Origin of the sequence: Actinomadura macrotermitis (assembly GCF_009604375.1) — a bacterium.
GTDB lineage: Bacteria > Actinomycetota > Actinomycetes > Streptosporangiales > Streptosporangiaceae > Spirillospora > Spirillospora macrotermitis.
Genome location: NZ_WEGH01000003.1, coordinates 753,415 through 776,535, shown reverse-complemented (window position 1 = coordinate 776,535; position 23,121 = coordinate 753,415). Strand labels below are relative to the sequence as shown.

Below are 23,121 nucleotides of genomic sequence, written 5' to 3'. Positions count from 1 at the left end.
GACCCGGAGGTGACCTCGCTCACGCCGGGCTTGACCTCAACCAATGTTGAGGGCACAGCATGGCCGATGAGATCCCCGAGCACTGGCGGTAACGATGGACATGGAAGTGACCGCGTGGATGTCGCTGCACCACGCGATGAACGCGCAGAACGGCACCAAACCGTTCTCCCGCGCCACGCTGCGGCGCATCGGGGCCTTCGCCCGCCCGCACCGCCGGCGGCTCGCGGCCTTCCTCGCGCTGAGCGTCGTGATGGCCGTGCTCGCGGTCGCCACGCCGGTGCTGGCCGGACGCGTCGTCAACGAGATCGTCGGGCACGCGAGCACCGGCACCGTGGTGGGCCTGGCGGTGCTCATCGCGATCCTGGCCCTGGCCGAGGGCGGCCTCGGCCTGCTCACCCGGTGGCTGTCGGCCCGCATCGGCGAGGGGCTGATCCTGGACCTGCGCACCTCGGTGTTCGACCACGTCCAGCGGATGCCGGTCGCGTTCTTCACCCGCACCCGCACCGGCGCCCTGGTCAGCCGCCTCAACAACGACGTGATCGGCGCCCAGCGCGCGTTCAGCGACACCCTGTCGGGCGTGGTCAGCAACCTGGTCACGCTGCTGCTGACCTTCGCCGTCATGGTCAAGATCTCCTGGCAGGTGACGCTGCTGGCGCTGGTGCTGCTGCCGGTGTTCGTGCTGCCGGCCCGCCGGATGGGCCGCCGCCTGGCCGCGCTGCAGCGCGAGGCCGCCGCGCACGACGCCGCGATGAGCACCCAGATGACCGAGCGCTTCTCCGCCCCCGGCGCGACGCTGGTCAAGCTGTTCGGGCGGCCCGCCCGCGAGTCGGCCGAGTTCGCCGCGCGGGCCGGCCGCGTCCGTGACATCGGCGTGCGCACCGCGATGGTGCAGCACGTCTTCATCACCGCGCTGACCGTCGTCTCGGCCCTCGCCCTCGCGCTGGTCTACGGGCTCGGCGGCTGGTTCTCGCTGCGCGGGCAGCTCGACGCGGGCGCCGTCGTCGCGCTCGCCCTGCTGCTGACCCGCCTCTACGCGCCGCTCACCGCCCTGGCCAGCGCCCGCGTCGAGGTGATGAGCGCGCTGGTCAGCTTCGACCGCGTCTTCGAGGTGCTCGACCTGAAGCCCCTGGTCGCCGAGCGCCCGGACGCCCGCCCGGCGCCCGAGGGCCCGGTCTCGGTCGAGTTCGAGGACGTCACCTTCGCCTACCCGTCCGCCGACAAGGTGTCCCTGGCCTCTTTGGAGGAGGTCGCCACCCTGGACACCCGGGGCGGCGTGGACGTCCTGCACGGGGTGTCGTTCCGCGCCGAACCCGGCCAGATGGTCGCGCTGGTCGGCTCGTCGGGGGCGGGCAAGTCCACCATCGCGCAGCTGCTGCCGCGCCTGTACGACGTGGACGCGGGCGCGGTCCGGCTCGGCGGCGTCGACGTCCGCGACCTGTCCTTCGAGGCCGTCCGCGACACCCTCGGCATGGTCACCCAGGACGGCCACCTGTTCCACGAGTCGATCCGCGAGAACCTCCTGCTGGCCCGCCCCGAGGCCACCGAGGACGACATCTGGGACGTGCTGCGCCGGGCCCGCCTGGACACCCTCATCGCGGGCCTGCCCGACGGCCTCGACACGATCGTCGGCGAGCGCGGCTACCGCCTGTCGGGCGGCGAGCGCCAGCGCCTCACCATCGCCCGCCTGCTGCTGGCCCGCCCCCGCGTGGTGATCCTCGACGAGGCCACCGCGCACCTGGACTCCACCTCCGAGGCGGCGGTCCAGGAGGCGCTGTCGGAGGCCCTGGACGGCCGCACCGCCATCGTGATCGCGCACCGCCTGTCCACCATCCGCGCCGCCGACCTCATCCTGGTCGTCGAGGACGGCCGGATCGTCGAGCGCGGCACCCACGAGCAGCTCCTCGCCGAGAACGGCCGCTACACCGAGCTGCACCGCACCCAGTTCGCCCAGCCGGCCCCGGCGGAGGCCATCGCCTGACCCGGGAAGGGGGGCACCGCCCCCCTTCCCGGTTTTCAGGCGAAGTCGGCGACGTGGTCGCGGGCCCACTCGGCGTAGGAGCGGGCCGGGTGGCCGGTGAGCCGCTCGACCACCGTGGTGACCTGGGCGGGCTTGCCGGCCGTCGCCGCCATCAGGTCGAACAGCGCGTTGACGAAGTCGGGGTCCATGAACCGGCCCATCTGCTCACGGACCGGCGCCGGGTCGAGCTCCTCGAAGCTCAGCGGGCGGCCCAGTGCCGCGCCCAGGACGGCCACCTGCTCGGCCTGCGTCAGCGACTCCGGGCCGGTCGGCTCGTAGACCGCGCCGTCGTGCCCGGTGCCGGTGAGCACGGCCGCCGCGACCTCGGCGACGTCCCGCTCGTGGACGGGGGCGCTCGCCGCGTCCGCGTACGGCGCGCGCACCACATCGCCGTTCGCGAGCTGCATCCCGAACGACAACGAGTTGATGGCGGGGAAGAACAGCCGCAGGAACGTCCACCGCAGCCCCGACGCGATGATCGCCTGCTCGACCCCGTGGTGGTACTCGGCGATGACGTCCGGCTGCCGCTCGGCGCCGTCCACGACCGCGCCCGACGACAGGAACACCACGCGCTCCACCCCGGCCTCCCGCGCGGCCCGCAGGAACGCGGCCGGGTCCAGGCCGTAGGGCAGGACGAGGAACACCGCCGTCACGCCCTCCAGGGCCGCCGGCAGCGTCTCGGGCACGGCGAGATCCCCGCGGACGACCTCGACCTGCGCGGGCAGCCCGGCCTTCTCGGGCGTCCGCGTCAGCGCCCGGACGGGCCGGCCCTCGGCCAGCAGGGCGTCAACGGTCTGCCGACCGAAGTGAGCGGTGGCACCAATGACCAGGTACATGGGAAACCCCTTTCGACACCCCCACCATATCAGAACGGAATGATCTGTTCCACAGGGCGAACCCAAGTACCCTGCTTCCGTCACCCCACGGCCCCGCACCCCGCCGGCGTCCTCGACGCAGCCCACACGGGCACGACTGCAGCAGAGCATGACCGTCATGACGCCGACCGCCGATGCGCCTCCATCAACACGGCCACGCAGGTGCAGGGGCTCGGTGCGGCGCCGGCCTATATGAGCGGCGGTGCCGCCATCGCCAATGCGGCTGTGCCGCCGGCGCGGCCTTCATCCGGCGTTGGCCGCCACCAGCGCACAAGCGCGAGCGGTGGCGTCACCATCGCGGCCCGGAGTGATCGGAGGTATGGCACTGGTCGGCGTACGCGGCCATCGAGTCCGGGGCGGCGGGGCCGCGGAAGGTGTCGCACGAGGTCCTTGCCGCGGCGGGCGTCGCCCTCCCTGCTCTGGGAGATGGGCGGCAGCGGGCCGGTCCCGCGGATCTCGTAGTGGACGCGACGGCCGGCGGGGCGCCCGTGGTGATCGCGTCCATGGGTGCTCTCTTGCTGTGAAGGCGGCGGGGTCAGTTCCGGTTCAGGTCGCGGCCCAGGAAGGCCAGCAGCATGCGGTGGGGCGGCGCGCCGTCCTGGGCGGGGACGGCGGGGCCGAACATGCCGGGGCGGCGGAAGGCGTCGAAGTCCATGCCGCGCATGATGCCGAGCAGAGCGGCGCAGGGTTCTTCGGCGATGAGGTGCTCCTCACCGGTGGCCAGCGCCAGGTCGGCACCGTGCACGAGGACCTCGGTGAGGTGGATGAGCGCGGCCGCCGGCCCGGGGACCTCGCCGAAGCCCAGGCGGACGGTGGTGTCCAGGGCGTCCGGCCGGTGCCAGGCGGCGCGGTCGAGTTCGGCGGCGGCGGCGTAGGCGGCCTGGGGGCCGGGGCCGAGCCAGTCGTCCTCGTGGGCGCCTCCGGGGTCGGTTCCGGTCAGTTCGGCGGCGAAGACGCGCATGCCGCCGACGAGGTGGTTCAGTTCGGTGCGCACGTCCCAGCCGGGGCACGGCGTGGGGGCCGCCAGCCGGTCGCCGGTGATGGTCGCGACGATGGCGCCGGTCATGTCGAGGGCGTCATCGATCTGGTCGATCACCGAAGCGGTCATCGTGGCCTCCAGGGGGTCTGCATCGTGGTCGGGCGGGAACGCGGCCGGCCTGTCGTCGAGCCGGTCGCCGACGTGGCCGGAACTCCTAACGCAGTTCTTGGCTGCGTTACGGCAGCGTAGATCACTGGCTTCAATAAACGCAAGTGCGGGCTGCGTTAAGCTGGACGGCGTGCCGGAGCAGAAGCCGGCCCGGCGTCCTGGGGGCCGCAGCGCCCATGACCGCGCCGCAGTGCACCAGGGCGGTCACCGGCCTGGTCTCCGAACGCGGCTACGGTGGCTTCACTGTCGGTGAGATCGCGGCCCGCGCCGGGGTGGCCGATACCGGCGGCCACCGCCGTTGGGGCACGCTGGAGTCGCTGCTCATGGGTGGGGAGAGCGCCCGTCCGCGAGCCTGGACATCCTGGCCCCGATGTACATCCGCGTCCTGCTCGGCATGGACGCCCGCACCTCTGGCTACACCGACAACCTCGTCGACCGGCTCCTGCACCTCTGCGCCGCCCGCCCCTCTTCTGGCCCGCGGCCCTGGGCGCGGCAGGGTCGCCCCCCTCAACTAGAGAGGCGGCGGTTCGTTCGGCGCGGGCGCGGCGGTAGGGGATCGGTGCCGGTTTCGGTCGGTGTGGTCCCTCTGGGGTTGCTCGCACGGCCGCGCGGCGTCATCGCCAACGTCGCCGGCCCGGAACGGTCGCGAGCCAGGACGCTGATCGGTGTGCGGCTTGGCGCGTCGCCATCGGGATGGCGGGCCGGCCCCAGCTAGCGGCGGGGGTGCTCAGCCGGGCTTGCCGGCGGTGCGGCCGGCGGGCTGGCGCATGCGGTCGGAGGACTGCAGTTCGGCCAGGAGCTCGCCCTGGCCGGCCGGCAGGTCGGTGAGGATGCGCCGGGCCGCGAGCATCAGTTCCGAGACGTCGGCGCCGGCCAGCTCGTAGGTCACCGTGGCGCCCTGCCGGCGGGCGTCCACGATGCCGGCCCGGCGCAGCACCGCCAGCTGCTGGGACAGGTTCGACGGCTCCACCTCGATGGCCGCCAGCAGGTCGCGGACCGGCATCGGCCCCCGGCCCAGCAGCTCCAGCACCCGGACGCGCACCGGGTGGCCGAGCGTCTTGAACAGCTCGGCCTTGGCCTGATGCAGCGGTACCGGCACCCGCTCAACCCCCCACCCCGCGGCCGGGGTGCGGCCCGGCCGTCCTTGCGAACCTCACCGCCCGGCGGACGCGGCTCAGCCCCGGGCCGCTACTCGGCCCGGTCGCCGCTCTCGTCGGCGCGGTCGGCGGTCTCGCCGGACGGGCGCGCGGCGGCGCCCAGCTCCCGGCGCAGCCGCTCGAAATCGGCGCCCGCGTTGCCGTACTTCACCTGGCGGGCGATCTTCGTCTGCTTGGCCTTGGCCCGTCCTCGCCCCACGGCTGACCCCCTCGACCGGACGCGCCGCGCCCGGCACCTCTCCCTGCCATCAGATGATTGCAGCATACACAATTGAAGGATTCTTCAAGTCCTCATGCCCGCGGCGGGCGGGCGCCCTGCTGCGGCGCGCCGATCTGCCCTAGGGTGCGGCTGCGACCACGCGGACCCCTGAGGACAGTTCATGGACGATGCCCGGACCCAACCGAAACGCGTCACCTGGGCGGAGTTGTTCTTCGACCTGGTCTTCGTCTTCGCCGTCACCCAGGTGTCGGCCCTGCTGCACCACGACCACTCCTGGGCCGGGGCCGGCCGCGCCCTGGTGGTGTTCGTGCCGGTCTACTGGGCGTGGGTCGGCATGTCGGTGCACGCCGACACCCGCGACGTCGACAACCCCCTCGACCGGATCGGGATCTTCGGCGTCGGGCTGTGCGCGCTGTTCATGGCGCTGGCCACCCCGCTCGCCTACGCGGAGCGGGGGCTGCTGTTCGGGGCGTCGTACTACGCGGCCCGCCTGCTGCTGGCCGTGCTGATCTTCCGGGGCGGCCGGATGGCGCTCAGCCCGTTCAGCGTCGCCATCGTCGTGAGCGGCCCGCTGCTGGTCGCCGGCGGCCTGGCGGACGGCGGCCTGCGGACGGGCCTGTGGGCCCTCGCCGCCGCCGTCGACCTGCTCACGCCGCGGCTGCTGCGGTCGCGGCTGACGGGGCTGCGCTTCGACGCCGACCACATGCCCGAGCGGTTCGGCCTGTTCCTGCTGATCGCGCTCGGCGAGTCGGTCGTGGCGACCGGCGCGGCCGCCGCGTCCGCGGACCGGCTCGGCGCGGACGTGCTCGGCGCGGTCGCCGCCTCGTTCGTCCTGGTCTGCGCCCTGTGGTGGGTCTACTATCACTTCGCCGCGGACGCGGTCCGGCACGCGCTGGAGACCGCGGAGGTGCAGACCGACATCGTCCGGCAGGTCCTGTCGTACGGCCATTTGGCGTTCATCGCCGGCGTCGTCGCGCTGGCGGGCGGCCTCGCCGAGGTGGTCGGCCACCCCGGCGACCACCTGCACCCCGGCACCGCCGGGCTGCTGTTCGGCGGCTGCGCCCTCTACCTGACGACGTTCGGCTACACGCGCTGGCGGATGTTCCGCAAGATGTCGTGGACGCGGGTCGCCGCCGGGCTCGTCGTCCTCGCGCTGCTGCCGGCGGCGCCGCTGGTCCCGGCCCTCGCGGCGCTGGTGCTCGTCGCCGCCGTCGCCGTCGCGCTCAACGCGGTGGAGTTCGCGGTGGTGCGCCGGCGGGGCGGCCTGTGACGCCGCGCGCCGGCACCGCCGCGCCGTGCACGGCGGCGAGCGGCCCGAGCGCCGCGGCGAGCGCGTCGGCGAGGGCGTCCAGCGCCTCGTCCCGCACCCGCGCGGCGTCCGGGTCGCCGCCGACGTCCAGCGCGACGACCGTCACTTCACCGATCCCGCCGTGAGCCCGCCGACCAGGTACCGCTCGATGAACACGAACAGGATCACCACCGGCACGATCGCGATCAGCGAGGTGGCGAACAGGAACTGCCAGTGCTCCTGGTAGAGCGTGACGAACGAGGGGATCGCGACCGTCAGCGGCTTGCGGTTCGGCGACGAGGAGATCGTCAGGGCGACGATGTACTCGTTCCACGCCGAGATGAAGGTGTAGACGACGGCCGTCACCACCCCCGGCATGGAGATCGGCAGGGTGACCCGGGTGAGCGCGCCGAGCCGGCCCGCGCCGTCCAGGAACGCCGCCTCCTCCAGCTCGCGCGGGATCGAGGCGAAGTAGCCGTGCAGGATCCACACGCAGAACGGCAGGTTGAACGCCGAGTTCACCAGGATCAGCGCGAGCAGCGTGTCGGTCAGGTTCAGCGCGACCATCTCGCGGAAGATGCCGACGACCAGCGCGGTCGGCGCGAACATCTGGGTGACCAGCACCAGCAGCAGGAACGCGCCGCGCCCGCGGAACCGGTTGCGGGCGGTGTAGTACGCCGCGGGCAGCGCGCACACCAGCGTCACCAGCGTCGCCACCGCCGAGACGATCAGCGAGACCTGGATGCTCTGCCAGATGTCGGACTGCGACCACACGTCGACGAAGTTGCCGAACTTCCAGTGCTGCGGGACGTACCCGCCGGGGGAGCGGGTCAGCTCCGGCTCGGGCTTCAGCGCCGTCAGCAGCATCTGCGCGTAGGGCATCAGGAAGATCAGCGCGACCAGCCAGCCGACGCCGGTGAGGACGATCGTGCGGGGCCTCATCGGGTCTCCTCCCGCCAGCGCGAGGCGCGCAGGTACAGCAGCACCAGCACCAGGATCAGCGCGAAGTTCACCACGGCCATCGCGGCCGACATGCCCACGTCCTGGTCCGCGAAGGCGAGCTTGTACATGAACGTGGTGGTGGTGTCGGTGGCGTGCCCGGGGCCGCCGCCGGTCATCGCCCAGATGATCGGGAACGAGTTGAACACGTTGATGATGTTGATGATGGAGGCGATCAGCACGGCCGGCCGCAGCAGCGGCAGCGTGATCGTGAAGTAGGTGCGCAGGGTGCCCGCGCCGTCGACCCGGGCCGCCTCGTAGACCTCACCGGGGACGGTCTGCAGCCCGGCCAGGATGACGAACGAGGTGAACGGCAGCGACACGAACACCGCGACCCACATCATCCACAGCATCGCCTGCGTGGGGTGCGCCAGCCAGTTGACGGGCTCGTCCAGCACGCCGAGGTCCAGCAGCACCCGGTTGACCAGGCCCGAGTCGTTGTCCAGCATCCAGCGCCAGATCAGCGACGTCATCAGCACCGACGCCGCCCACGGCACGATCACCGCCCAGCGCACCACGCGCCGCCCGGGGAAGCGGGCGTTCAGCAGCTGGCCGAGCGCGAGCGACAGCAGCACCGTCACCACCACCACGCCCGCGACCCACCCCAGCGTGCGCAGCACGACCGGCCAGAAGTCCTCGTCGGCGAACAGGTCGGTGTACTTGCCCGCGCCCGCCGAGCCGAGCGTGGCGCCCGACGAGCTGATCCGCAGCAGCGAGGTGCGGACCATCTCCACCACCGGCCAGAGCACGACCAGGCCGATCAGCGCGATCGACGGGCCGAGCCACAGCAGCGGCGCGAGCGCCCGCCCGAGCCGCCGCGCGGGTCCCGGGCGGGGCGCGGTTCCCGGACGGGGCGCGGAGGCGGCCGCCGCCTCCGCGCCCTGCGTCCCGGCTTCGGACATGGCCAACTCAGCCGCTCTTCTCGGCCGTCTGCTGGATCTTGTCCAGCACCTTCTTCGGCTCCTGGCCCGCGACCGCCGAGCCGAGGTCCTGCTTGACGGCCCCGGCCACCGCGGTCCACGCCGGGTTGGTGGTCGGCGCGAACTTCGAGGCCGGCAGCGCGTCCACGAACTGCTTGAAGTACGGGTCGGCGCTGAGCGCGTCACCGGCCGACTTGGTGACCGGCAGGAAGTTCTCCAGCTTCAGGAACTTGGCCGTGTTCTCCTTCTGGTAGTAGAAGTCGAGGAACTTCTTCACGGCCTCCTTGTTCTTGCCGCCGTCCTTCTTGAACGCGGCCAGAACGTCCATCACGCCGAGCGTGTTGTGCTCGCTGCCGCTCTTGCTCGGCAGCGGCGCGATCCCGTACTGCAGATCCTTGTTCACCTTGTCGATGAACCCGGCGCGGGTGAACGGGCCGCCGATCGCCATGCCGATCCGGCCCTGCGCGAACTGGTTGAAGACCTTCTTGCGGTCGGTGGTCTCGGGGTTGGGCTGGGTGAGGCCGGACTTGGTGAGGTCGCGCAGGTAGTTCAGCGTGTCGACGTTGGCCTGCTGGTTGATCGCCCACTTGCCGGACGCGTCGACCCAGCCGCCGCCGTTGTTCATCGCCCAGGAGTAGAACTCCGCCTGCGCCTCCTCGGGCCCGAGCGGCAGGCCGTAGCCGATCGCGCCGCTGCCCTTGATCTTCTGCGCGTCGGCCTTCACCTCGTCCCAGGTCTTCGGCGCGTCGGTGATGCCGGCCTTCTTGAACAGGTCCTTGTTGTAGAACAGCAGCCGCGCGCTGGAGATGAACGGCAGCGCGTACTGCTCGCCCTGGTACTTGGCCTGCTCGACGAAGGTCGGGGTGAAGTCGCCCAGCACCTCCGGCGAGACGACCTCGGAGGCCTTGTAGATGAGGCCGTCGCGGGCGTAGTCGGAGAAGGAGTTGTAGTTGAGGACGTCGGGGACCTGCTTGGTCTGCACGTAGGTCTTGACCTTGCCGTCCATCACGGTCCAGTCGACCATCTCCAGCTGGACCTTGTAGCCGGGGTTCTTGGCCTCGAAGTCCTTGATGAGCTGGTCCCAGTAGCCCTGGGTGTTGTCGTCGTAGATCGCGGCGACGAACTTGATGGTCTTGCCGCCGCCGTCGCCGTCGCTCGACGAGCTGCCCTTGCCGCACGCGCTCACGCCGAGCGCCACGGTCAGACCTGCGGCGATGACGCCGGTGAGGTGCCGTTTCATGTGTCCGCCTTCGACTCGCGGGCGCGCCCGCGCGCGTCCGTTGTGGGGGTGCGGCGTGCTCGCGGCGAGCGCGCCCTCGGTGCGGTCATGACCGAACATGCGCGATTCGTGCACAGATTGAGCACAAACGCGCGCTGTCCTGGAAAGATAAGAGGTGGTCCGTACCAGTTCAAGGGCCTGTTTCCGCAAGAGTCTTAACTGTTATCGGAGGCGTCTGTGGTCCGGGTCACACGCTGGACTGGTCCGGTCGGGCCCCGCAAGCGCGGTCCGGTCCGCCGCGCGGGCCGGACCGGCGGCGGCGCTGCTCGCTGCTGCTTGTTTCGCCCGATTTTGGGCGGGTAATCGCCGCACGTACCCCAGCCGACGGGGAGGTGGCGAGACCATGAACTTCCGTAGCGGGATCGCGCTCGGCGCGGGCGCGACGGCCGCGGCTTACGCGGCCTCCCGGTCGGCCCGGGCCGGGCTGAGGCGCCTGCGCCCCGGCCGCCGCCTGATGGACGCTGTCACCACCCGCGTCCAGAACAGGCTCGACCAGGCGGCGCGCACGCTGACGGCCAAGGCCGAGCACGGCGGCCCGCTGCCGAAGGCCGCGCTGGCCGGCGTCCGCGCGCTCGCCGAGGGGAAGTCCCCGGTGCGGGCGCTGCTCGGCTTCGGGTGGACGCTGCTGAAGGAGACCCTCAAGAAGATCTTCGGTGGCGGTAAGAAGCAGAAGGTCACCAACATCGTCGAGGAGATCGACATCGGCGCGCCCCGGCGGCTGGTGTACGACCAGTTCACGCAGTTCCAGCAGTTCCCGGGCTTCATGAAGAAGGTCGTCAGCGTCGACCAGGCCGGCGACGAGAAGCTGAACTGGAAGGCGAAGATCTTCTGGTCGAACCGGACGTGGGAGGCCACGATCGTCGAGCAGGTGCCCGACGATCACATCACCTGGCGCTCCAAGGCGCCGAAGGGCCACGTCGACGGCACCGTCAGCTTCCACAGCCTGGCACCGAACCTGACCCGCGTGCTCGTGGTGCTGGAGTACCACGCGCAAGGGCTGTTCGAGCGGACCGGCAACCTGTGGCGCGCGCAGGGCCGCCGCGTCCGGCTGGAACTCAAGCACTTCCGGCGGCACGTCATGACCCGCACCCTCCTGCACCCCGAGGAGCTGGAGGGATGGCGCGGAGAGATCCGCGACAGCCAGGTCGTCAGGTCCCACGAGGACGCCGTCGCGCAGGAACGCAAGCAGAGGCCGAAGTCGGCCGCGCGGGCCGGCTGAGACCGGCCCGCACCACCCCCCGGACATCGACACAGGCGGAGGAACGCACATGGCACGTGGAGGGATCGCACAGAAGCTGCCGGTCGGAAAGGCCGTGAAACGGCTGCCGATCGGCCGGCGCAAGAAGGGGATCGCCAAGGTCCTGAGCAACCTGCCGCTCCCCAAGAGCCTGCCGGGCGGCAAGGCCACCGGCACCGCCGGCGGGCTGCTCCTCGGCGCGGGCGCCGCCGTCGCCGCCAACCAGGCCGTCAACCGGATGGGCAAGCGGAACGCCGCCCGCGAGGACGAGGACGCCAAGACGCGGCGCGCCGATGACGAGTCCGCCGACCAGGCCGACCTGGAAGAAGAGGACGAGGAGTACGAGGACGAGCCCCGCGCCGAGGACGACGACGCGGACGAGGGCGAGCAGAAGCCGGGCTTCTTCAGCCGGCTGTTCAAGCGCGACGGCAAGAAGGGCGGTGGCGGTGGCGGCAAGAAGCAGAAGGTCACCAACATCGTCGAGGAGATCGACATCGGCGCGCCGCGCCGGGTCGTCTACGACCAGTTCACGCAGTTCCAGGAGTTCCCGGGCTTCATGAAGAAGGTCGTCAGCGTCGACCAGGCCGCGGACGAGAAGCTGAACTGGAAGGCCAAGATCTTCTGGTCGAACCGGACGTGGGAGGCCACGATCGTCGAGCAGGTGCCCGACGACCACGTCACCTGGCGCTCCAAGGCGCCGAAGGGCCACGTCGACGGCACCGTCAGCTTCCACAGCCTCGCGCCGAACCTGACCCGGGTCCTGGTGATCCTGGAGTACCACCCGCAGGGCCTGTTCGAGCGGACCGGCAACCTGTGGCGCGCGCAGGGCCGCCGCGTCCGGCTGGAACTCAAGCACTTCCGCCGGCACGTGATGACCCAGACGATCCTGCGCGCCGACGAGCTGGAGGGATGGCGCGGGGAGATCCGCGACAGCGAGGTCGTCAAGACCCACGAGGACGCCATCGCGGAGGAAGAGGACAAGAAGTCCGGGCGGGACGAGGAGTACGACGAGTACGAGGAGAAGCCCGCCGAGGAGTACGAGGAGGCCCGCTGACCTGCGGCGCGTAGCCCCCGCCGCCCCGCGCGGCGGGGACCACGCCACCCGTCGTCAGCGCCGCAGCGTGGCGCGCACCAGGCGGGCGAACTCGAACGGGCGCAGGGCGTCGTCCCGCTGCCAGCAGGCGGCGGGGACCGCGTCCCGGAGCCCGACGTCCTCGACCACCGTCAGGCCGTGGCCCGCCAGCAGCCGCTCCGTCTCCCCGGGCGTGAGGAAGGTGAGGTAGGGCTCGCCGCGCTCGGCGACGGCCTGCGCCGCGTGCGCGGCGTAGGCGTCACCGGCGGCGTCCCGCAGCGCGGGCGGCAGCAGGTACTCCATGACCAGCTCGCTGCCCTCCGCCAGGGCGGCGAGCCCGGCCAGCGTCGCGCCGATCGCCTCGGACGTCAGGTAGACGCTGACGCCGAGCCAGCTCACCAGGGCCGGGCGGTGCGGGTCGAGGCCCGCTGCGGCGAGCGCCCGCCACGGGTCGTCCGCCTCGAAGTCGACGGGAACGTGCACGACCTCCCCACGCGGGGAGAGCCCGGCCGCGGCGAGGAGCGTGCGCTTCCACTCCTGCGTGGCGGGGTGGTCGACCTCGAAGACGCGCACGCCGCCGTCGCAGCGGTAGGCGAACGTGTCCAGGCCCGCGCCGAGGATGACGTACTGGCTCGCGCCCGATTCGGCGACCCGCCGCTCGGTGTAATGCGCGCGGGCGGTCGTCAACGCGCGCGTTCCAGCGAGCAGGAGATGGTCGCCGTGCGCACGGTGGTAGCCGATGATCTCCTCGGCCAGGCCGCCGAGCAGCGGGGCCGCGACGGTGTCGCGCAGCAGGTGGGGGGAGTGGTCCACGACCAGGTGGGCGGCGCGGGCCGCGGCCGTGGCCAGGGCGGTCCGGCTGGGCTTTCCGATATCCATGAAAGGGAAAGTACAAACCTTTCCCGTGACCATATCAGCCGGATATAAATTATGAATAACCAGAGCATTCCGGTGTCGTCAGGGTGCCGCTGCGGGACGGTCCGGTGCACACCGGGCAACCCGTTTCATAGGCGACGCCCGGCGCGGGGCGCTAGGGTGGCCGCGAAACCGGCCAGACGACAGGAGAATCGGCAATGCGCAGGCTGCTGATCGCCGTCATCCTCTTGACGGTGCTCGCCGGCCTCGGCCTCAGCCAGGTCCGGCAGACCTCCCCGGCGGGGGCGTGCCCCGAGGACGGCCGCGAGGCGTCCCGGCTGGCGCGCGCCGTCGACCGGCTGACCGACACCATGGACGAGGCCCTCGCCGCCGGCGGCCGCAGCGGGCCGTGCCGGCACGCCGACCCGCCCCGGGCCGAGCAGCCCGGCGCGGAGCAGCCGCACTACAGCCCGGCCGGCGCCTGACGGGCGCGCTCAGACGTCGCCGTCGAGGTAGACCCACGCCCCGTCCACCCGCGCGAACCGGCTGATCTCGTGCAGCTCGCCGCCGTTGTGGCGGGCGCGGAACTCCACGACGCCGGTGCGGTTGAACGGCGTGCCGTCCACCGTCCGCACGATCGTCAGCCCCTCCCAGGCCAGGCCCGGGTCGAAGTCGATGCGCGGCGGCCGGGTCGAGGGGTGCCAGCTGGCGAGCAGGTAGCGGGCGTCGCGCACCACGTAGGCGCTGTAGCGGGACCGCATGAGCTGCTCGGCGGTCGTGGCCGCGGCCTCGCCCCGGTGCAGCCGGCCGCAGCACTCCTGGTAGGTCCGGGGCAGCCCGCACGGGCAGGGCTTGGTTTTCGGCATGCCCCTATTGTTCTACGCCCGGTCGGCGCGGCGGCCGAGGAAGTGCAGCAGCACGGTCACGTCGTCGTCGCCGCCCTCGATCACGGGCCCGAACGCGCCGTAGTCGCGCAGCGGCTGGATGACGACCTGCCGCGCGACCGGCAGCAGCTCCCGGGCGAGGCCGGCGGTGAGCGGCGACGGCTGCCCGGTCGCGACCGCGACGTCCCAGGCGTGCACGGCGGCGTCGAGCGCGCAGGCGCCCGAGCCGACGACGGCGCTCATCGTGTTCGGCGGCATCGGGACGGGCACCTCGGCGGCGTCCGCGGCGACCTTCGCCCACGCCCGCGAGGCCGCCGCCACGGCTTCGTCGATCATGTCGGCGGGGGAGCCGGCCAGCGTCCCGGACGGTGCGAACGGGTCCTCCGCGGGCATCGACCCCTCGCCGAGGAAGGCGGCGTAGGCGATCTGGTCGCCGGCCGCGTGCTGGAGCACCTGGGCGACGGTCCACTGCGCGCACGGCGTCGGCCGGGCGAGGTCGTCGGCGGAGACGCCGCGCGCGACCGTGCGCAGCGCCTCGTGGGCCTCGGCCAGGACGGGCCACGCGGTGTTCTCGCTCATCGTTCCCTGCTTCCCTCGGGGGCGTTTCCGATGCCTCCACTCTAGCAGAACGGAACGATCTATTCCACTCTTCGGACGTGCTCCGCGATCTCGTCCACCACGCTCGCGTAGAGCCCGAACAGCCGCGGCACCGGGGTTTCGGCCGACCGCTCCAGAAGCCCGGCCCAGCACCGCGCGATGAGCTCGCGCGCCGTCGCCCCCGGCCAGGGCCGGGGCAGCAGCTCGGGCGGCAGCAGGGGGTCGGGCTCCATCGCGCGGGTGAACTCGGCGGCCAGTTCGATCGCGACCGTCAGCAGCTCCGGCCGCCCCAGCGGGGCGGGGTCCGCCAGCCGCGCCAGGCGCTCGCGCGCGACGCGGGCGAGCCGCTCGTGCCCGGCGGCCAGGTCGTCCAGCGGCCAGAGGCGCGCGGCCAGCTCCCGGGCGTCGCGGGTGCCGCCGACCCGCAGATCGGTGCTGGTCAGCAGGGTCACATAGGGCTCGGCGCCGAGCCGCGCCACCTCGGCCTCCAGCAGCTCCTCCCACGGGTTGGCCGTCACGTACAGGCCGCCCTGCAGCGCCGCACCGCCGAGCGCGACGATCGCGTCGCGCAGCGCGTCGCGGGCCGTCCGCGCCGGCTCGGGGACGGCGAAGGCCGCCAGGTGCCACACCCCGTCCCAGGGCGCCTCGCCCCGGTCCTGCTCGTACATGAACCGCACGAACGCCGCGTTCGGTTCCAGCGCCCGGTGCGTCTCGGCGGTCGCGCGCAGCACCGCGCGCCGGCCCCGCCCCTCCTGGGCGAACCGCCCGTCGGCGACCAGGCGCTTCACGCAGAGCCGCACCTGCTGGTCGGTCATCCCGAGCGCCCCGGCGACCGCGTAGAGCTCGCCTGCGTCCACGGTGCCGTCCGCGCGGACCATGGCCTCCACCAGCGTCCGGGTGGGGACCTCCACCTCTCCGGTCGGCATGCGCCGCCCCCTTCCTGCGTCACCTCGTGTGTGCAACTATAGTACGGTCGATCTAGAAACGATCGTTTGGAAAACGTACGAAAGTGAGGGTGCCGATGCGACGGATCCTGGCCACGCTGCTCGCCCTGGCCGCGCTCGCGGTCGCCGCGGGGGGCTGGGTGGTCTACCAGAACGCCTACGACATCCGGGAGCGCAAGGTCACGATCACCGGCGGGAGGCAGCCGCTGCAGGGCGTCCTCGCGCTGCCGAAGCAGGGGAGGGGCCCCTACGGGCTGGTCGTGTTCGTGCACGGCGACGGCCCGGTCGACGCCACCCACGACACCTTCTACCGGCCCCAGTGGGAGGCGTTCGCCAAGGCCGGCTACGCCTCGCTGTCCTGGGACAAGCCGGGCGTCAACGGCGCGCCGGGCGACTGGCTGGACCAGAGCATGGACGACCGCGCCGCCGAGACGGCCGCCGCGATCGCGTGGGCGAAGCGGCACGCCGGCGTCGACCCGGGCCGGATCGGCCTGTGGGGCGCCAGCCAGGCGGGCTGGGTCATGCCGAAGGTCGCCGCCCGCGTGCCGGGGCTGCGCTTCGTCATCGCGCTCTCCCCGGCGGTCAACTGGATGCGCCAGGGCCGCTACAACCTGCTGGCCGAACTGCACGACGAGCACGCCCCGCCCGCCAAGGTCCGGGCCGAGCTGGCCCGCCGCGACACGACCACCGCGCTGCTGCGCCGGCGCGCCACGTTCGAGGAGTACAAGGCGGCGGTCGGCGACGTGCGCGGGCTGACCCCGGCCCGCTGGCGCTTCATCCTCAAGAACCACACGGCCGACGCCACCGCGGACCTGGCCGCCATGCGCACGCCGACCCTGCTGATCCTGGCCGGCCACGACCGCAACGTGGACGTCGCCGACACCGAGGCCGGCTACCGCCGCCTGCCCGCCCTGCGGATCCGGCGCTACCCGGACGCGACCCACTCCCTGGTCCGCAAGGACATCGAGGACTCCGAGGCCAAGGCGTTCCTGGTCGCCGTCGCGGCGCCCCGGTCGCTGTTCGCCGCGGGACTGCTGGACGACGAGCGCCGCTTCCTGGAGGAGCAGGCCGGAACGGAGCAGAGATGAGAGTGCTCGCCCTCGGCGGGCCCGGGGCCATGGGCGCGGTCGCCGTCCGCGTCGCCGCCGGGCTGCCCGCCGTCACCGAGATCGTCGTCGCCGACCGCGATCTCGCCGCCGCGCAGGCCCTGGTCCGGCGCCTCGCCTGCACCGGCGCCCCGCTGCGCGCCCGGCGCGTCGACGTGACCGACGCCGCCGCCCTGCACGCCGCCCTCGCCGAGGCCGACGTCGTGCTCAACACCGTCGGCCCCTACTACCGCTTCGGCGTCGCCGTGCTCGGCGCCGCCATCGCGACCGGCACCCACTACCTGGACATCTGCGACGACTGGGAGCCGACGCTGCAGATGCTGGAACTGGACGGGGCCGCCCGCGCGGCCGGGGTCCGCGCCGTCGTCGGGATGGGGGTGAGTCCAGGCGTCAGCAACCTGCTCGCCGCCCTCGCCGTCCGCGAGCTGGACACCGTCCGCGACCTGCACACCGCCTGGCCGGTCGACGTCCCCGGCTCCGGCACCGACGGCGAGGCGGCGCTGGTCGCCCCGGACGGCGGCCCGAGCGCGGCGGCGGTGCACTGGATGCAGCAGCTCAGCGGCGAGATCACCGTGGTCGAGGGCGGCGAGCCGGTGCGCCGCCGCCCGCTCCGCCCGGTGACCCTCGCCCTGCCCGGCGGCCGGCGCGGCACCGCCTACACCGTCGGGCACCCCGAACCGGTCACGCTGCGGCGCAGCTTCGGGCTGCCGGGGGACGCCGCCAACCTGATGGTCGTCACCCGCGGCACCGCCGCCTACCTGGACGTCCTGCGCGACGACATCGACGCGGGCCGCCTCACCCTCCACGCGGCGGCGGCGGACATGGCCAAGCCGACCCTGCGCCGCGCGCTGCGCTCCTTCCTGCGCGTGCCCGCCCTGCGCGGCCCGCGCACCCTGCCGCCGTTCTTCGCGGCCGCGACCGGCACCCGCGCGGGCCGCCCGGCGACGGCCCTCGCCCACCTGCCGGGCACCGTGGCGATCACCACCACGGCCGAGGCGACCGGCGTCCCGCTCGCCCTCGGCCTGGCCCAGCTGCTGGACGGCACGATCGGCGAACCGGGCGTCCACCCGCCCGAGACGGCCGTGGACACGGGCCGCTTCTTCCGCGACCTGGCCCCCTACACCGGCGTCCCCGAGGAGGTGATCGTGGAGCAGGGCTAGGGCTTGCGGCCGATCCCGCCGAGGATCCACTGGTGCCCGCCGAGGATCCCCTGCCGCGTCGGCCAGTCCATCACCGGCACCACGCCCGGCTCCAGCAGCTCGGCACCGCGGAACAGCGCCTCGATCCGCTCCTTGGACCGCGTCACCATGGGCGCCGAGGCGCGGTTGTAGACCGACGCGGCCTTGTGCGCGTCGTCGGGGCGGACATCGGCCGTCGCGTGCGAGATGACCAGGTGGCTCCCGGGCGGCATCGCGTCCATGAACGCCCTGACGACCTCGCCGGGCCTTTCCTCGTCGGTCAGGAAATGCAGCACCGACACGAAAAGCACCGCGACGGGCTCGCCCGCGGCGACGATTTCCCGGACCAGCGGATCCGCAAGGATCTCCGCCGTGTCGCGCATGTCCGCGTTGATGATGCCGACCTGCTCGCTGGCTCCGATGAGCGCCTGGGCGTGCATCGTCACCATCGGGTCGTTGTCGACATAGACGACCCGCGCGTCGGGCCGGACATCGAGCGCGACCTGGTGCACGTTCTCCTGCGTGGGCAGCCCGGCGCCCAGGTCCAGGAACCGCCCCACCCCCCGCCCGGCGAGCCACCGGACGGCCCGCCCGAGGAACGCCCGGTTGGCCCGTGCCAGCGCGGCGGCCTCGGGCGCGGCCTTCAGCACCTCGGCGACGGCGGCCCGGTCGGCCGCGAAATTGTCCTTGCCGCCGAGATAGTAGTCGTACATCCGGGCGACGTTAGGCCGCGTTCCGTCCACACCCGACATCCGGTCACCCATGCACGGCTCCTCTGTTCTCGAGTCCCTCGAAATCTAGCCGCACCATTCACGTCACAACAGCTGTTCCTTGACGAAGCCGGCGAGCAGGACGCAGAAGCCGCCGATCTCACCGGCGATCAACGAGTTCATGAATACGGCCGTTCCGCGTGCGGGGCGGCGGAACTGGTTGTCGGTGTCGCGGCGCAGCCCGTGCACGACATAGGACACGATCGCGGCCACGAAGAAGAAGACCAGGACACCGGCCGCCGTCAGGTCCACCCATATCGGCCAGCCGCTCAGCTCGACGAACACCGCGAGCAGCAGCGTCGCGAACGAGTAGAGCAGCGCGGCCCGGTGCGCGATGTCCACATACGGGTGGGCCAGGTGCTCCGCCGAGACGGCCATCTGCCGGTACTTCCACGCCCCCAGCACCAGCGCCCACAAAAAGATCAGCCCGGCGGCCAGCAGGACCGCCCGGGTGTCCGCGCTAATGGACATGCGGGCCTCCCGGCAGCTCCGGCTTTCCGGCCGGGACGAGCCCGGCGGCGAGCACGGCCGCCACCGCCGCGACGGCGGCGAACACCGCGAAGGCGTCGGTGAACCCGCCGACCGACGGCGCCTCGGCCAGCCCGGCCGCCGCGACCGTCGAGGCCACCGCGACCCCCGACGCCGCGCCCAGCTCGTGGCAGGTGTTGATCATCCCGGCCGCGAGCCCGGCCTCGCCGTGGCCCGCGTGCCCGAGCGCCGACGTGGTCGCGGCGACGAACACCGGCCCGACGCCGGCGGCGGCGACCACGAGCCCCGGCAGCAGGACGCCGTCCGCCGGCAGCCCGGTGAGCAGGGCGGCCCCCGCCGCGACCAGGACCAGGCCGCCGACGGCGACCGGCCGGGTGCCTGCCGTCCCGACGAGCCGCCCGGCGACATGCGCCCCGGCCCCGGTCGCCAGCGCCGCGGGCAGGAAGAGCAGCCCGGTCCGCAGGGCGCCGGCACCCCGCGCGTGCTGCAGGTACAGCGACCCGAGGAAGAACAGGGAGATGAGCAGGCCGGAGGCGACGAGCATGAGGAACGCGCCCGCCGCGACCGGGCGCCGGGTGAGCATGCCGACGTGCATCAGCGGGAACCGGACCGTCCGCTCGACCCACCCGAACACCGCGTACAGCGCAAGAGCCCCCACCAGCGGCAGGACCGTCTCGCCGGCGCCCCACCCCTCATCGCCCGCATGGGTCATCCCGTAGATGAACGAGGCCGTCGCGGCGGTGACGGCCAGCGCCCCGAGCACGTCAAGGCGCCGCTCCCGGCTCGGCTCGCCCGCCCGGACGAACGCGGGCAGAGCCGCCAGAACGGCCAGCCCGACCGGAACATTGACGAAGAACACCCAGCGCCATCCCGGCCCGGCCGTCAGAAGCCCGCCGATCAGCACCCCGGCCGCGAACCCGATGCCGCCCAGCCCGGCCCACACCGCCAGCGCCTTGTTGCGCTCGCCGCCATGGAAGGACGCGGTGACCGTGGACAGCGCCGCGGGCGACAGCATCGCGGCCCCGACGCCCTGCACGGCACGCGCGGCGAGCAGCGACACCTCGCCCTGCGCCAGCCCGGCCGCCAGCGAGGCGCCGGTGAAGACGACCAGCCCGGCGGTGAGCATCCGGCGCGCCCCGAAGGCGTCGGCCAGCCGCCCGCCGAGCAGCATCAGCCCGCCGAAGAACAGCGTGTAGACGGTGACGGCCCAGGTCAGGCCGGTGCGCCCGAGTCGCAGCTCGGCCCCGAGTTCGGGCAGCGCCACGTTCACGACGGTGACGTCCAGGACCAGCATGAACTGCGCGACGCAGACCAGCGCGAGCGCCGCCCAGCGCCGCGGATCGGCCTGCCCGCCCGTGCCGTGCCGTACCGGTGCGGTGTGCGCCATACGAGGACCCCCTGCTCAGCACCGGACACGACTCGACCGCCACATCTCGAACAGTGCTGTACGGGTTATAGCGCCGGCGCCCCTCAGAACGCAAACACCTGTGTTCGACTTGGCGTCCGCTCAGTCCAGCGCCAGCTGGATCATCCAGACGCCCATGGCACCGAAGAGGAACCCGCCACCACCCGGGCGATCAGCGGCGGCAGCATGTTCGTCCCCTCCTTGGCCACGTAGTAGCAGGCCTGGATGGCGCCGGCGATGGGCGCGATCAGGCAGAGGGCGCCCACGAGCAGAAGAATGATCATCGTGGGATCGAAGCGCCGCCGCCCATCCGCCCACAAGATCGCCCCGTGTCCGCCACCGGCCACATCCCGTTCCGCCGAAACAACCTGGGAACGACACCCTTACGTGGTGAGTTGAAACGGCAAAGCGGCCGGCGCGAATCGATGGCGCCCGTGCGGTAAGCCGGAGAGGGGCAAGTCCGTCATGGAACGCTTCAGGAATTTCCGCCTGTTTCTCTTCATGGTGGTTTATCGGGCCTTCCGCGTGGTGACCTTGCAGGCGCGCCGTGACGACATGGACGTGGACGAGGAAAGGCCGCCCCCTCTCCCCGGTGTGCTTCCTCCTTGGGACGGCCCGCCCCCGCAAGCCGAGGCCAGGCGGCTCTGGTGATCTGAAGGCGGGAATGCCGACACTGGGCGTGCGTGTGGGGTGCGGTTCCGTCTTTCATGGGGGCAGAGGGGCAAAGCCGGCCGCCCTGCGCCGCGTCTACTCCGGCGCGGGCATCGGCTGGAGCCGCACGAGGATCATCCAGTCGTGGTCGCCTTCCCGGTAGGGGTGCCGCCGGAATGCGGCAGAAAGGGGCCGCGCCCGCGCTGACCGGACAGAGGCGCGGTTCTGCCCGGTCCAGCCGGGAAGATCACCGCAGGTCATCGCCACGGTGACGACCTTGGCGCCGATCAGGTCCCGAGCCCTGCGCCACCATCCACAGCCGAAACCAGGGCGCTGGGGGCGCAGCCCTCGTAGATGCGCCGGTAGGCGGCGATCCAGCGGGCGACCTCGTCCTCGTCGCTGCCGCAGGCCACCGCGAAGCCGCGCATGTAGGCGTGCTTCATCGGGGGGCGCTTAGCGGGGTTCTCGTTCAGCGGGCCCGCGATCGTGGTGTGCGAGAACGTCCCGTGCGACCACGTGGCCGGCTGGCGGGTGGTGTAACCGCCGGCCCGGCGGCGGAGCGCCCCATCACCGCCACGAACTTGGAGCGTGAGGACCAACGGCGCAGGATCGTGCGCTTGGCGCGCTGCCGCAGATAACGGGGCCGCTTCATGTCGTCTCTGGCGGACAGCGCCGCTGCTCAACGTGATCGGTGCCATAGATATCAGGTCCTTATCTGTGGCAGGTCGTCACGAGCCGTACAGGCGCACGATCCGGACCGGATGTTCCTCGGCCCCCGGGTCCGGCCGTCCCTCAACTGAGCCCGGCATTACGGCCGGTCGTACGCACCCGAGTCCCGGTCCCGATGGTGCGGGCCACTTGTCAGGGGTTACCTGACGGGCTAGCTTTGTCAGGTAACCCCTGACGAAAGGATCCTCGTGAACCGCTGCTCCTTCTGCAACCGCTCGGCCGACGACGTCGACACCCTGGTCGCCGGCGCCGGCGTCTACATCTGCAATGACTGCGTGGCTTTGAGTGCCGACATCATCAAGAGCAAACCCGCAGGGCCGAAGCGCACCACCCCCGTCTGGGAAGGCGTCGACGACGACGCTCTTCTGGCGCACCTGCCGCGCATCGACGCGATCCGGCACCAGGTCGACGACGATCTGCGCTCCTGGGTCGGCGAGGCCCGCCGTCGCGGCATGTCCTGGGACCGTATCGGCGAAGCACTCGGGATGCGCCGCCAATCGGCGTGGGAACGGTTCTCGTGACCCGCCCAGAGCGCCGCCGGACACCGACAGACCTGGATTTTCTGTCAGCTCAGCGCCCGCCGGGCACGGTGCATTTCTGGCGTACTCGGCCGGGTTCGAGACCGACGGAATGGCTGCTGCCGCTTCCCAATTCAGGGCCGGGCCAGGCGGAGCCGAACAGCACCACCGCCCCGTCCACGTCCCAGGCGAGGTCCTCCTCCCAGGGGAAGCCATCGCGCAGGGCCTGCCGGGCGGCCTCCAGCAGAGACGCTTCGAAGTCCGCCGCTGGCAGGTAGGTGGTCGCGGCCGGTTCATCTCTCAGCACAAGTACCTGTTGCTCGCCGATCGGTACCAGGCCGATATGCCCCTCGACCGCGCAGGCCCGCCCGTAGTCACCCCACGTCTCGACCGGCCCGTCGTTCACATAGGAGCCGCCTCGATGCGGGAGCCCCGAAGGCGGCGCGAGCAGAAGTGGCCTGCCATTCGATCGACCTCCGGCGGCTTCCTGGCGGCCCGCTACGACGGCTCCGTCCCCGCCCGGGGCGCGCACCTGTTCGCGCAGTCGCCGAGCAGGGACGGCGTCTACGTGTACGCCGGCTACGGCAGCACCTGGGCCAAGGCCGGCGGCCTCGGTGCCCAGTTCGCGGTGACCGGCGACCACCTGTACGGGCTCGGCACCGACAAGAGCGGCGTCCACCTGTGGTCGGGCTCTGGCCCGGCCTGGACGAAGGTCGGCGGCCCCGCCGCGGGCATCGCCACCGGCTGACCTGCGGCGCGCCGGGAATTGTCCCGGGGCGCTGGT

Annotated in this window: 28 protein-coding genes; 10 read left to right on the top strand and 18 right to left on the bottom strand. The window is 72.4% G+C overall.

Features of this window, described 5'->3' with window-relative positions; genetic code table 11:
- Nucleotides 1-94: 94 nt before the first annotated feature.
- Entirely contained in the window at nt 95-1,978 is a 1,884-nt protein-coding gene (locus tag ACRB68_RS24900; protein WP_153536392.1) for an ABC transporter ATP-binding protein, read from the top strand.
- 35 nt (nt 1,979-2,013) lie between these two features.
- Here the strand turns inward: ACRB68_RS24900 and ACRB68_RS24895 are convergent, their stop codons facing one another.
- The 4 genes from ACRB68_RS24895 to ACRB68_RS42870 form a co-directional block, all read right to left on the bottom strand.
- Nucleotides 2,014-2,853, bottom strand: a complete 840-nt coding sequence (locus tag ACRB68_RS24895) for an NAD(P)H-binding protein (RefSeq protein WP_153536390.1) — start codon at nt 2,851-2,853, stop codon at nt 2,014-2,016.
- Nucleotides 2,854-3,427: 574 nt separating this feature from the next.
- Nucleotides 3,428-4,000, bottom strand: coding sequence for a TIGR03086 family metal-binding protein (locus tag ACRB68_RS24890; RefSeq protein ID WP_153536388.1), 573 nt, complete (start codon nt 3,998-4,000; stop codon nt 3,428-3,430).
- A gap of 766 nt (nt 4,001-4,766) precedes the next feature.
- Nucleotides 4,767-5,138: an ArsR/SmtB family transcription factor gene (locus tag ACRB68_RS24880; RefSeq protein WP_328594734.1), complete on the bottom strand. Its 372-nt coding sequence runs from the start codon at nt 5,136-5,138 to the stop codon at nt 4,767-4,769.
- 89 nt (nt 5,139-5,227) lie between these two features.
- Nucleotides 5,228-5,395, bottom strand: coding sequence for a DUF3073 family protein (locus tag ACRB68_RS42870; RefSeq protein ID WP_407924307.1), 168 nt, complete (start codon nt 5,393-5,395; stop codon nt 5,228-5,230).
- 181 nt (nt 5,396-5,576) lie between these two features.
- Between ACRB68_RS42870 and ACRB68_RS24870 the strand changes: the two genes are divergently transcribed.
- Nucleotides 5,577-6,686, top strand: coding sequence for a low temperature requirement protein A (locus ACRB68_RS24870; RefSeq protein WP_153536384.1), 1,110 nt, complete (start codon nt 5,577-5,579; stop codon nt 6,684-6,686).
- On the opposite strand, the gene ACRB68_RS24865 is transcribed toward ACRB68_RS24870, so the two are convergent.
- From ACRB68_RS24865 to ACRB68_RS24850, 4 genes are read right to left on the bottom strand one after another with little or no spacing between them, the layout of a single operon-like run.
- Nucleotides 6,640-6,831 (bottom strand): hypothetical protein, encoded by a 192-nt coding sequence (locus ACRB68_RS24865; RefSeq protein ID WP_153536382.1) that lies wholly within the window; start codon nt 6,829-6,831, stop codon nt 6,640-6,642. The two genes, ACRB68_RS24870 and ACRB68_RS24865, sit on opposite strands and share 47 nt — an antisense overlap.
- Complete coding sequence (locus ACRB68_RS24860) at nt 6,828-7,646, bottom strand: carbohydrate ABC transporter permease (RefSeq protein ID WP_153536380.1); 819 nt, start codon at nt 7,644-7,646, stop codon at nt 6,828-6,830. The genes ACRB68_RS24865 and ACRB68_RS24860 overlap by 4 nt, the downstream gene beginning before the upstream one ends.
- Nucleotides 7,643-8,605, bottom strand: a complete 963-nt coding sequence (locus ACRB68_RS24855; RefSeq protein ID WP_153536378.1) for a carbohydrate ABC transporter permease — start codon at nt 8,603-8,605, stop codon at nt 7,643-7,645. Before ACRB68_RS24855 ends, ACRB68_RS24860 begins: the two co-directional genes overlap by 4 nt.
- Before the next feature lie 7 nt (nt 8,606-8,612).
- Nucleotides 8,613-9,863 carry an extracellular solute-binding protein gene (locus ACRB68_RS24850; protein ID WP_153536376.1) on the bottom strand — a complete coding sequence of 417 codons (1,251 nt, stop codon included), beginning with the start codon at nt 9,861-9,863 and terminating at the stop codon, nt 8,613-8,615.
- A 382-nt stretch (nt 9,864-10,245) separates the two neighbouring features.
- On the opposite strand from ACRB68_RS24850, the gene ACRB68_RS24845 reads away from it, so the two are divergent.
- Both ACRB68_RS24845 and ACRB68_RS24840 read left to right on the top strand, forming a co-directional pair.
- Nucleotides 10,246-11,121, top strand: coding sequence for an SRPBCC family protein (locus ACRB68_RS24845; RefSeq protein ID WP_153536374.1), 876 nt, complete (start codon nt 10,246-10,248; stop codon nt 11,119-11,121).
- Nucleotides 11,122-11,170: 49 nt separating this feature from the next.
- Entirely contained in the window at nt 11,171-12,193 is a 1,023-nt protein-coding gene (locus ACRB68_RS24840) for an SRPBCC family protein (protein ID WP_235959875.1), read from the top strand.
- A 54-nt stretch (nt 12,194-12,247) separates the two neighbouring features.
- Here ACRB68_RS24840 and ACRB68_RS24835 read toward each other — a convergent pair whose 3' ends face one another.
- Entirely contained in the window at nt 12,248-13,090 is an 843-nt protein-coding gene (locus ACRB68_RS24835; RefSeq protein WP_153536372.1) for a class I SAM-dependent methyltransferase, read from the bottom strand.
- Between the two features lie 194 nt (nt 13,091-13,284).
- Here ACRB68_RS24835 and ACRB68_RS24830 point away from each other — a divergent pair, with 194 nt between their 5' ends.
- Nucleotides 13,285-13,551 (top strand): hypothetical protein, encoded by a 267-nt coding sequence (locus ACRB68_RS24830; protein ID WP_153536370.1) that lies wholly within the window; start codon nt 13,285-13,287, stop codon nt 13,549-13,551.
- A 9-nt stretch (nt 13,552-13,560) separates the two neighbouring features.
- Here ACRB68_RS24830 and ACRB68_RS24825 read toward each other — a convergent pair whose 3' ends face one another.
- From ACRB68_RS24825 to ACRB68_RS24815, 3 genes are read right to left on the bottom strand one after another with little or no spacing between them, the layout of a single operon-like run.
- Nucleotides 13,561-13,932, bottom strand: a complete 372-nt coding sequence (locus ACRB68_RS24825; protein WP_153536368.1) for a YchJ family protein — start codon at nt 13,930-13,932, stop codon at nt 13,561-13,563.
- 12 nt (nt 13,933-13,944) lie between these two features.
- On the bottom strand, nt 13,945-14,529 hold the full coding sequence (locus ACRB68_RS24820) for a TIGR03086 family metal-binding protein (protein ID WP_153536366.1): 585 nt from the start codon (nt 14,527-14,529) through the stop codon (nt 13,945-13,947).
- Nucleotides 14,530-14,588: 59 nt separating this feature from the next.
- Nucleotides 14,589-15,473, bottom strand: a complete 885-nt coding sequence (locus ACRB68_RS24815) for a PaaX family transcriptional regulator C-terminal domain-containing protein (protein ID WP_153536364.1) — start codon at nt 15,471-15,473, stop codon at nt 14,589-14,591.
- Nucleotides 15,474-15,568: 95 nt separating this feature from the next.
- Here ACRB68_RS24815 and ACRB68_RS24810 point away from each other — a divergent pair, with 95 nt between their 5' ends.
- Nucleotides 15,569-16,579 carry an alpha/beta hydrolase family protein gene (locus ACRB68_RS24810; RefSeq protein WP_153537756.1) on the top strand — a complete coding sequence of 337 codons (1,011 nt, stop codon included), beginning with the start codon at nt 15,569-15,571 and terminating at the stop codon, nt 16,577-16,579.
- Nucleotides 16,576-17,757, top strand: coding sequence for a saccharopine dehydrogenase family protein (locus tag ACRB68_RS24805; protein WP_153536362.1), 1,182 nt, complete (start codon nt 16,576-16,578; stop codon nt 17,755-17,757). The genes ACRB68_RS24810 and ACRB68_RS24805 overlap by 4 nt, the downstream gene beginning before the upstream one ends.
- Here the strand turns inward: ACRB68_RS24805 and ACRB68_RS24800 are convergent.
- From ACRB68_RS24800 to ACRB68_RS24785, 4 genes are all read right to left on the bottom strand, one after another.
- Complete coding sequence (locus ACRB68_RS24800; protein WP_268890475.1) at nt 17,754-18,527, bottom strand: SAM-dependent methyltransferase; 774 nt, start codon at nt 18,525-18,527, stop codon at nt 17,754-17,756. The two genes, ACRB68_RS24805 and ACRB68_RS24800, sit on opposite strands and share 4 nt — an antisense overlap.
- Nucleotides 18,528-18,590: 63 nt before the next feature.
- Nucleotides 18,591-19,016 carry a hypothetical protein gene (locus tag ACRB68_RS24795; RefSeq protein ID WP_153536358.1) on the bottom strand — a complete coding sequence of 142 codons (426 nt, stop codon included), beginning with the start codon at nt 19,014-19,016 and terminating at the stop codon, nt 18,591-18,593.
- Entirely contained in the window at nt 19,006-20,421 is a 1,416-nt protein-coding gene (locus ACRB68_RS24790; RefSeq protein WP_153536357.1) for an MFS transporter, read from the bottom strand. Before ACRB68_RS24790 ends, ACRB68_RS24795 begins: the two co-directional genes overlap by 11 nt.
- A gap of 140 nt (nt 20,422-20,561) precedes the next feature.
- Entirely contained in the window at nt 20,562-20,723 is a 162-nt protein-coding gene (locus ACRB68_RS24785; RefSeq protein WP_153536355.1) for a hypothetical protein, read from the bottom strand.
- Between the two features lie 181 nt (nt 20,724-20,904).
- Here ACRB68_RS24785 and ACRB68_RS24780 point away from each other — a divergent pair, with 181 nt between their 5' ends.
- Nucleotides 20,905-21,090 carry a hypothetical protein gene (locus tag ACRB68_RS24780; protein ID WP_153536353.1) on the top strand — a complete coding sequence of 62 codons (186 nt, stop codon included), beginning with the start codon at nt 20,905-20,907 and terminating at the stop codon, nt 21,088-21,090.
- Nucleotides 21,091-21,377: 287 nt separating this feature from the next.
- Here ACRB68_RS24780 and ACRB68_RS24775 read toward each other — a convergent pair whose 3' ends face one another.
- Nucleotides 21,378-21,689, bottom strand: coding sequence for a hypothetical protein (locus ACRB68_RS24775; RefSeq protein WP_153536351.1), 312 nt, complete (start codon nt 21,687-21,689; stop codon nt 21,378-21,380).
- A gap of 318 nt (nt 21,690-22,007) precedes the next feature.
- Between ACRB68_RS24775 and ACRB68_RS24770 the strand changes: the two genes are divergently transcribed.
- Nucleotides 22,008-22,340, top strand: a complete 333-nt coding sequence (locus ACRB68_RS24770; RefSeq protein WP_328594728.1) for a ClpX C4-type zinc finger protein — start codon at nt 22,008-22,010, stop codon at nt 22,338-22,340.
- 49 nt (nt 22,341-22,389) lie between these two features.
- Here the strand turns inward: ACRB68_RS24770 and ACRB68_RS24765 are convergent, their stop codons facing one another.
- Nucleotides 22,390-22,869 (bottom strand): Imm21 family immunity protein, encoded by a 480-nt coding sequence (locus tag ACRB68_RS24765; RefSeq protein ID WP_207709811.1) that lies wholly within the window; start codon nt 22,867-22,869, stop codon nt 22,390-22,392.
- Between ACRB68_RS24765 and ACRB68_RS40595 the strand changes: the two genes are divergently transcribed.
- Nucleotides 22,759-23,085, top strand: a complete 327-nt coding sequence (locus ACRB68_RS40595; RefSeq protein WP_207709849.1) for a hypothetical protein — start codon at nt 22,759-22,761, stop codon at nt 23,083-23,085. The genes ACRB68_RS24765 and ACRB68_RS40595 overlap by 111 nt on opposite strands.
- The last annotated feature ends 36 nt before the right edge of the window (nt 23,086-23,121 follow it).

Coding starts and splice junctions, on each gene's coding strand:
- ACRB68_RS24810 (WP_153537756.1), top strand. CDS start 15,569: ATGCGACGGATCCTGGCCACGCTGCTCGCCCTGGCCGCGCTCGCGGTC.
- ACRB68_RS24895 (WP_153536390.1), bottom strand. CDS start 2,853: ATGTACCTGGTCATTGGTGCCACCGCTCACTTCGGTCGGCAGACCGTT.
- ACRB68_RS24850 (WP_153536376.1), bottom strand. CDS start 9,863: ATGAAACGGCACCTCACCGGCGTCATCGCCGCAGGTCTGACCGTGGCG.
- ACRB68_RS24795 (WP_153536358.1), bottom strand. CDS start 19,016: ATGTCCATTAGCGCGGACACCCGGGCGGTCCTGCTGGCCGCCGGGCTG.
- ACRB68_RS24835 (WP_153536372.1), bottom strand. CDS start 13,090: ATGGATATCGGAAAGCCCAGCCGGACCGCCCTGGCCACGGCCGCGGCC.
- ACRB68_RS24825 (WP_153536368.1), bottom strand. CDS start 13,932: ATGCCGAAAACCAAGCCCTGCCCGTGCGGGCTGCCCCGGACCTACCAG.
- ACRB68_RS24820 (WP_153536366.1), bottom strand. CDS start 14,529: ATGAGCGAGAACACCGCGTGGCCCGTCCTGGCCGAGGCCCACGAGGCG.
- ACRB68_RS40595 (WP_207709849.1), top strand. CDS start 22,759: ATGCGGGAGCCCCGAAGGCGGCGCGAGCAGAAGTGGCCTGCCATTCGA.
- ACRB68_RS24900 (WP_153536392.1), top strand. CDS start 95: ATGGACATGGAAGTGACCGCGTGGATGTCGCTGCACCACGCGATGAAC.
- ACRB68_RS24890 (WP_153536388.1), bottom strand. CDS start 4,000: ATGACCGCTTCGGTGATCGACCAGATCGATGACGCCCTCGACATGACC.
- ACRB68_RS24790 (WP_153536357.1), bottom strand. CDS start 20,421: ATGGCGCACACCGCACCGGTACGGCACGGCACGGGCGGGCAGGCCGAT.
- ACRB68_RS24780 (WP_153536353.1), top strand. CDS start 20,905: ATGGAACGCTTCAGGAATTTCCGCCTGTTTCTCTTCATGGTGGTTTAT.
- ACRB68_RS24845 (WP_153536374.1), top strand. CDS start 10,246: ATGAACTTCCGTAGCGGGATCGCGCTCGGCGCGGGCGCGACGGCCGCG.
- ACRB68_RS24830 (WP_153536370.1), top strand. CDS start 13,285: ATGCGCAGGCTGCTGATCGCCGTCATCCTCTTGACGGTGCTCGCCGGC.
- ACRB68_RS24815 (WP_153536364.1), bottom strand. CDS start 15,473: ATGCCGACCGGAGAGGTGGAGGTCCCCACCCGGACGCTGGTGGAGGCC.
- ACRB68_RS24860 (WP_153536380.1), bottom strand. CDS start 7,646: ATGAGGCCCCGCACGATCGTCCTCACCGGCGTCGGCTGGCTGGTCGCG.
- ACRB68_RS24805 (WP_153536362.1), top strand. CDS start 16,576: ATGAGAGTGCTCGCCCTCGGCGGGCCCGGGGCCATGGGCGCGGTCGCC.
- ACRB68_RS24840 (WP_235959875.1), top strand. CDS start 11,171: ATGGCACGTGGAGGGATCGCACAGAAGCTGCCGGTCGGAAAGGCCGTG.
- ACRB68_RS24870 (WP_153536384.1), top strand. CDS start 5,577: ATGGACGATGCCCGGACCCAACCGAAACGCGTCACCTGGGCGGAGTTG.
- ACRB68_RS24855 (WP_153536378.1), bottom strand. CDS start 8,605: ATGTCCGAAGCCGGGACGCAGGGCGCGGAGGCGGCGGCCGCCTCCGCG.
- ACRB68_RS24800 (WP_268890475.1), bottom strand. CDS start 18,527: ATGTCGGGTGTGGACGGAACGCGGCCTAACGTCGCCCGGATGTACGAC.
- ACRB68_RS24785 (WP_153536355.1), bottom strand. CDS start 20,723: ATGATCATTCTTCTGCTCGTGGGCGCCCTCTGCCTGATCGCGCCCATC.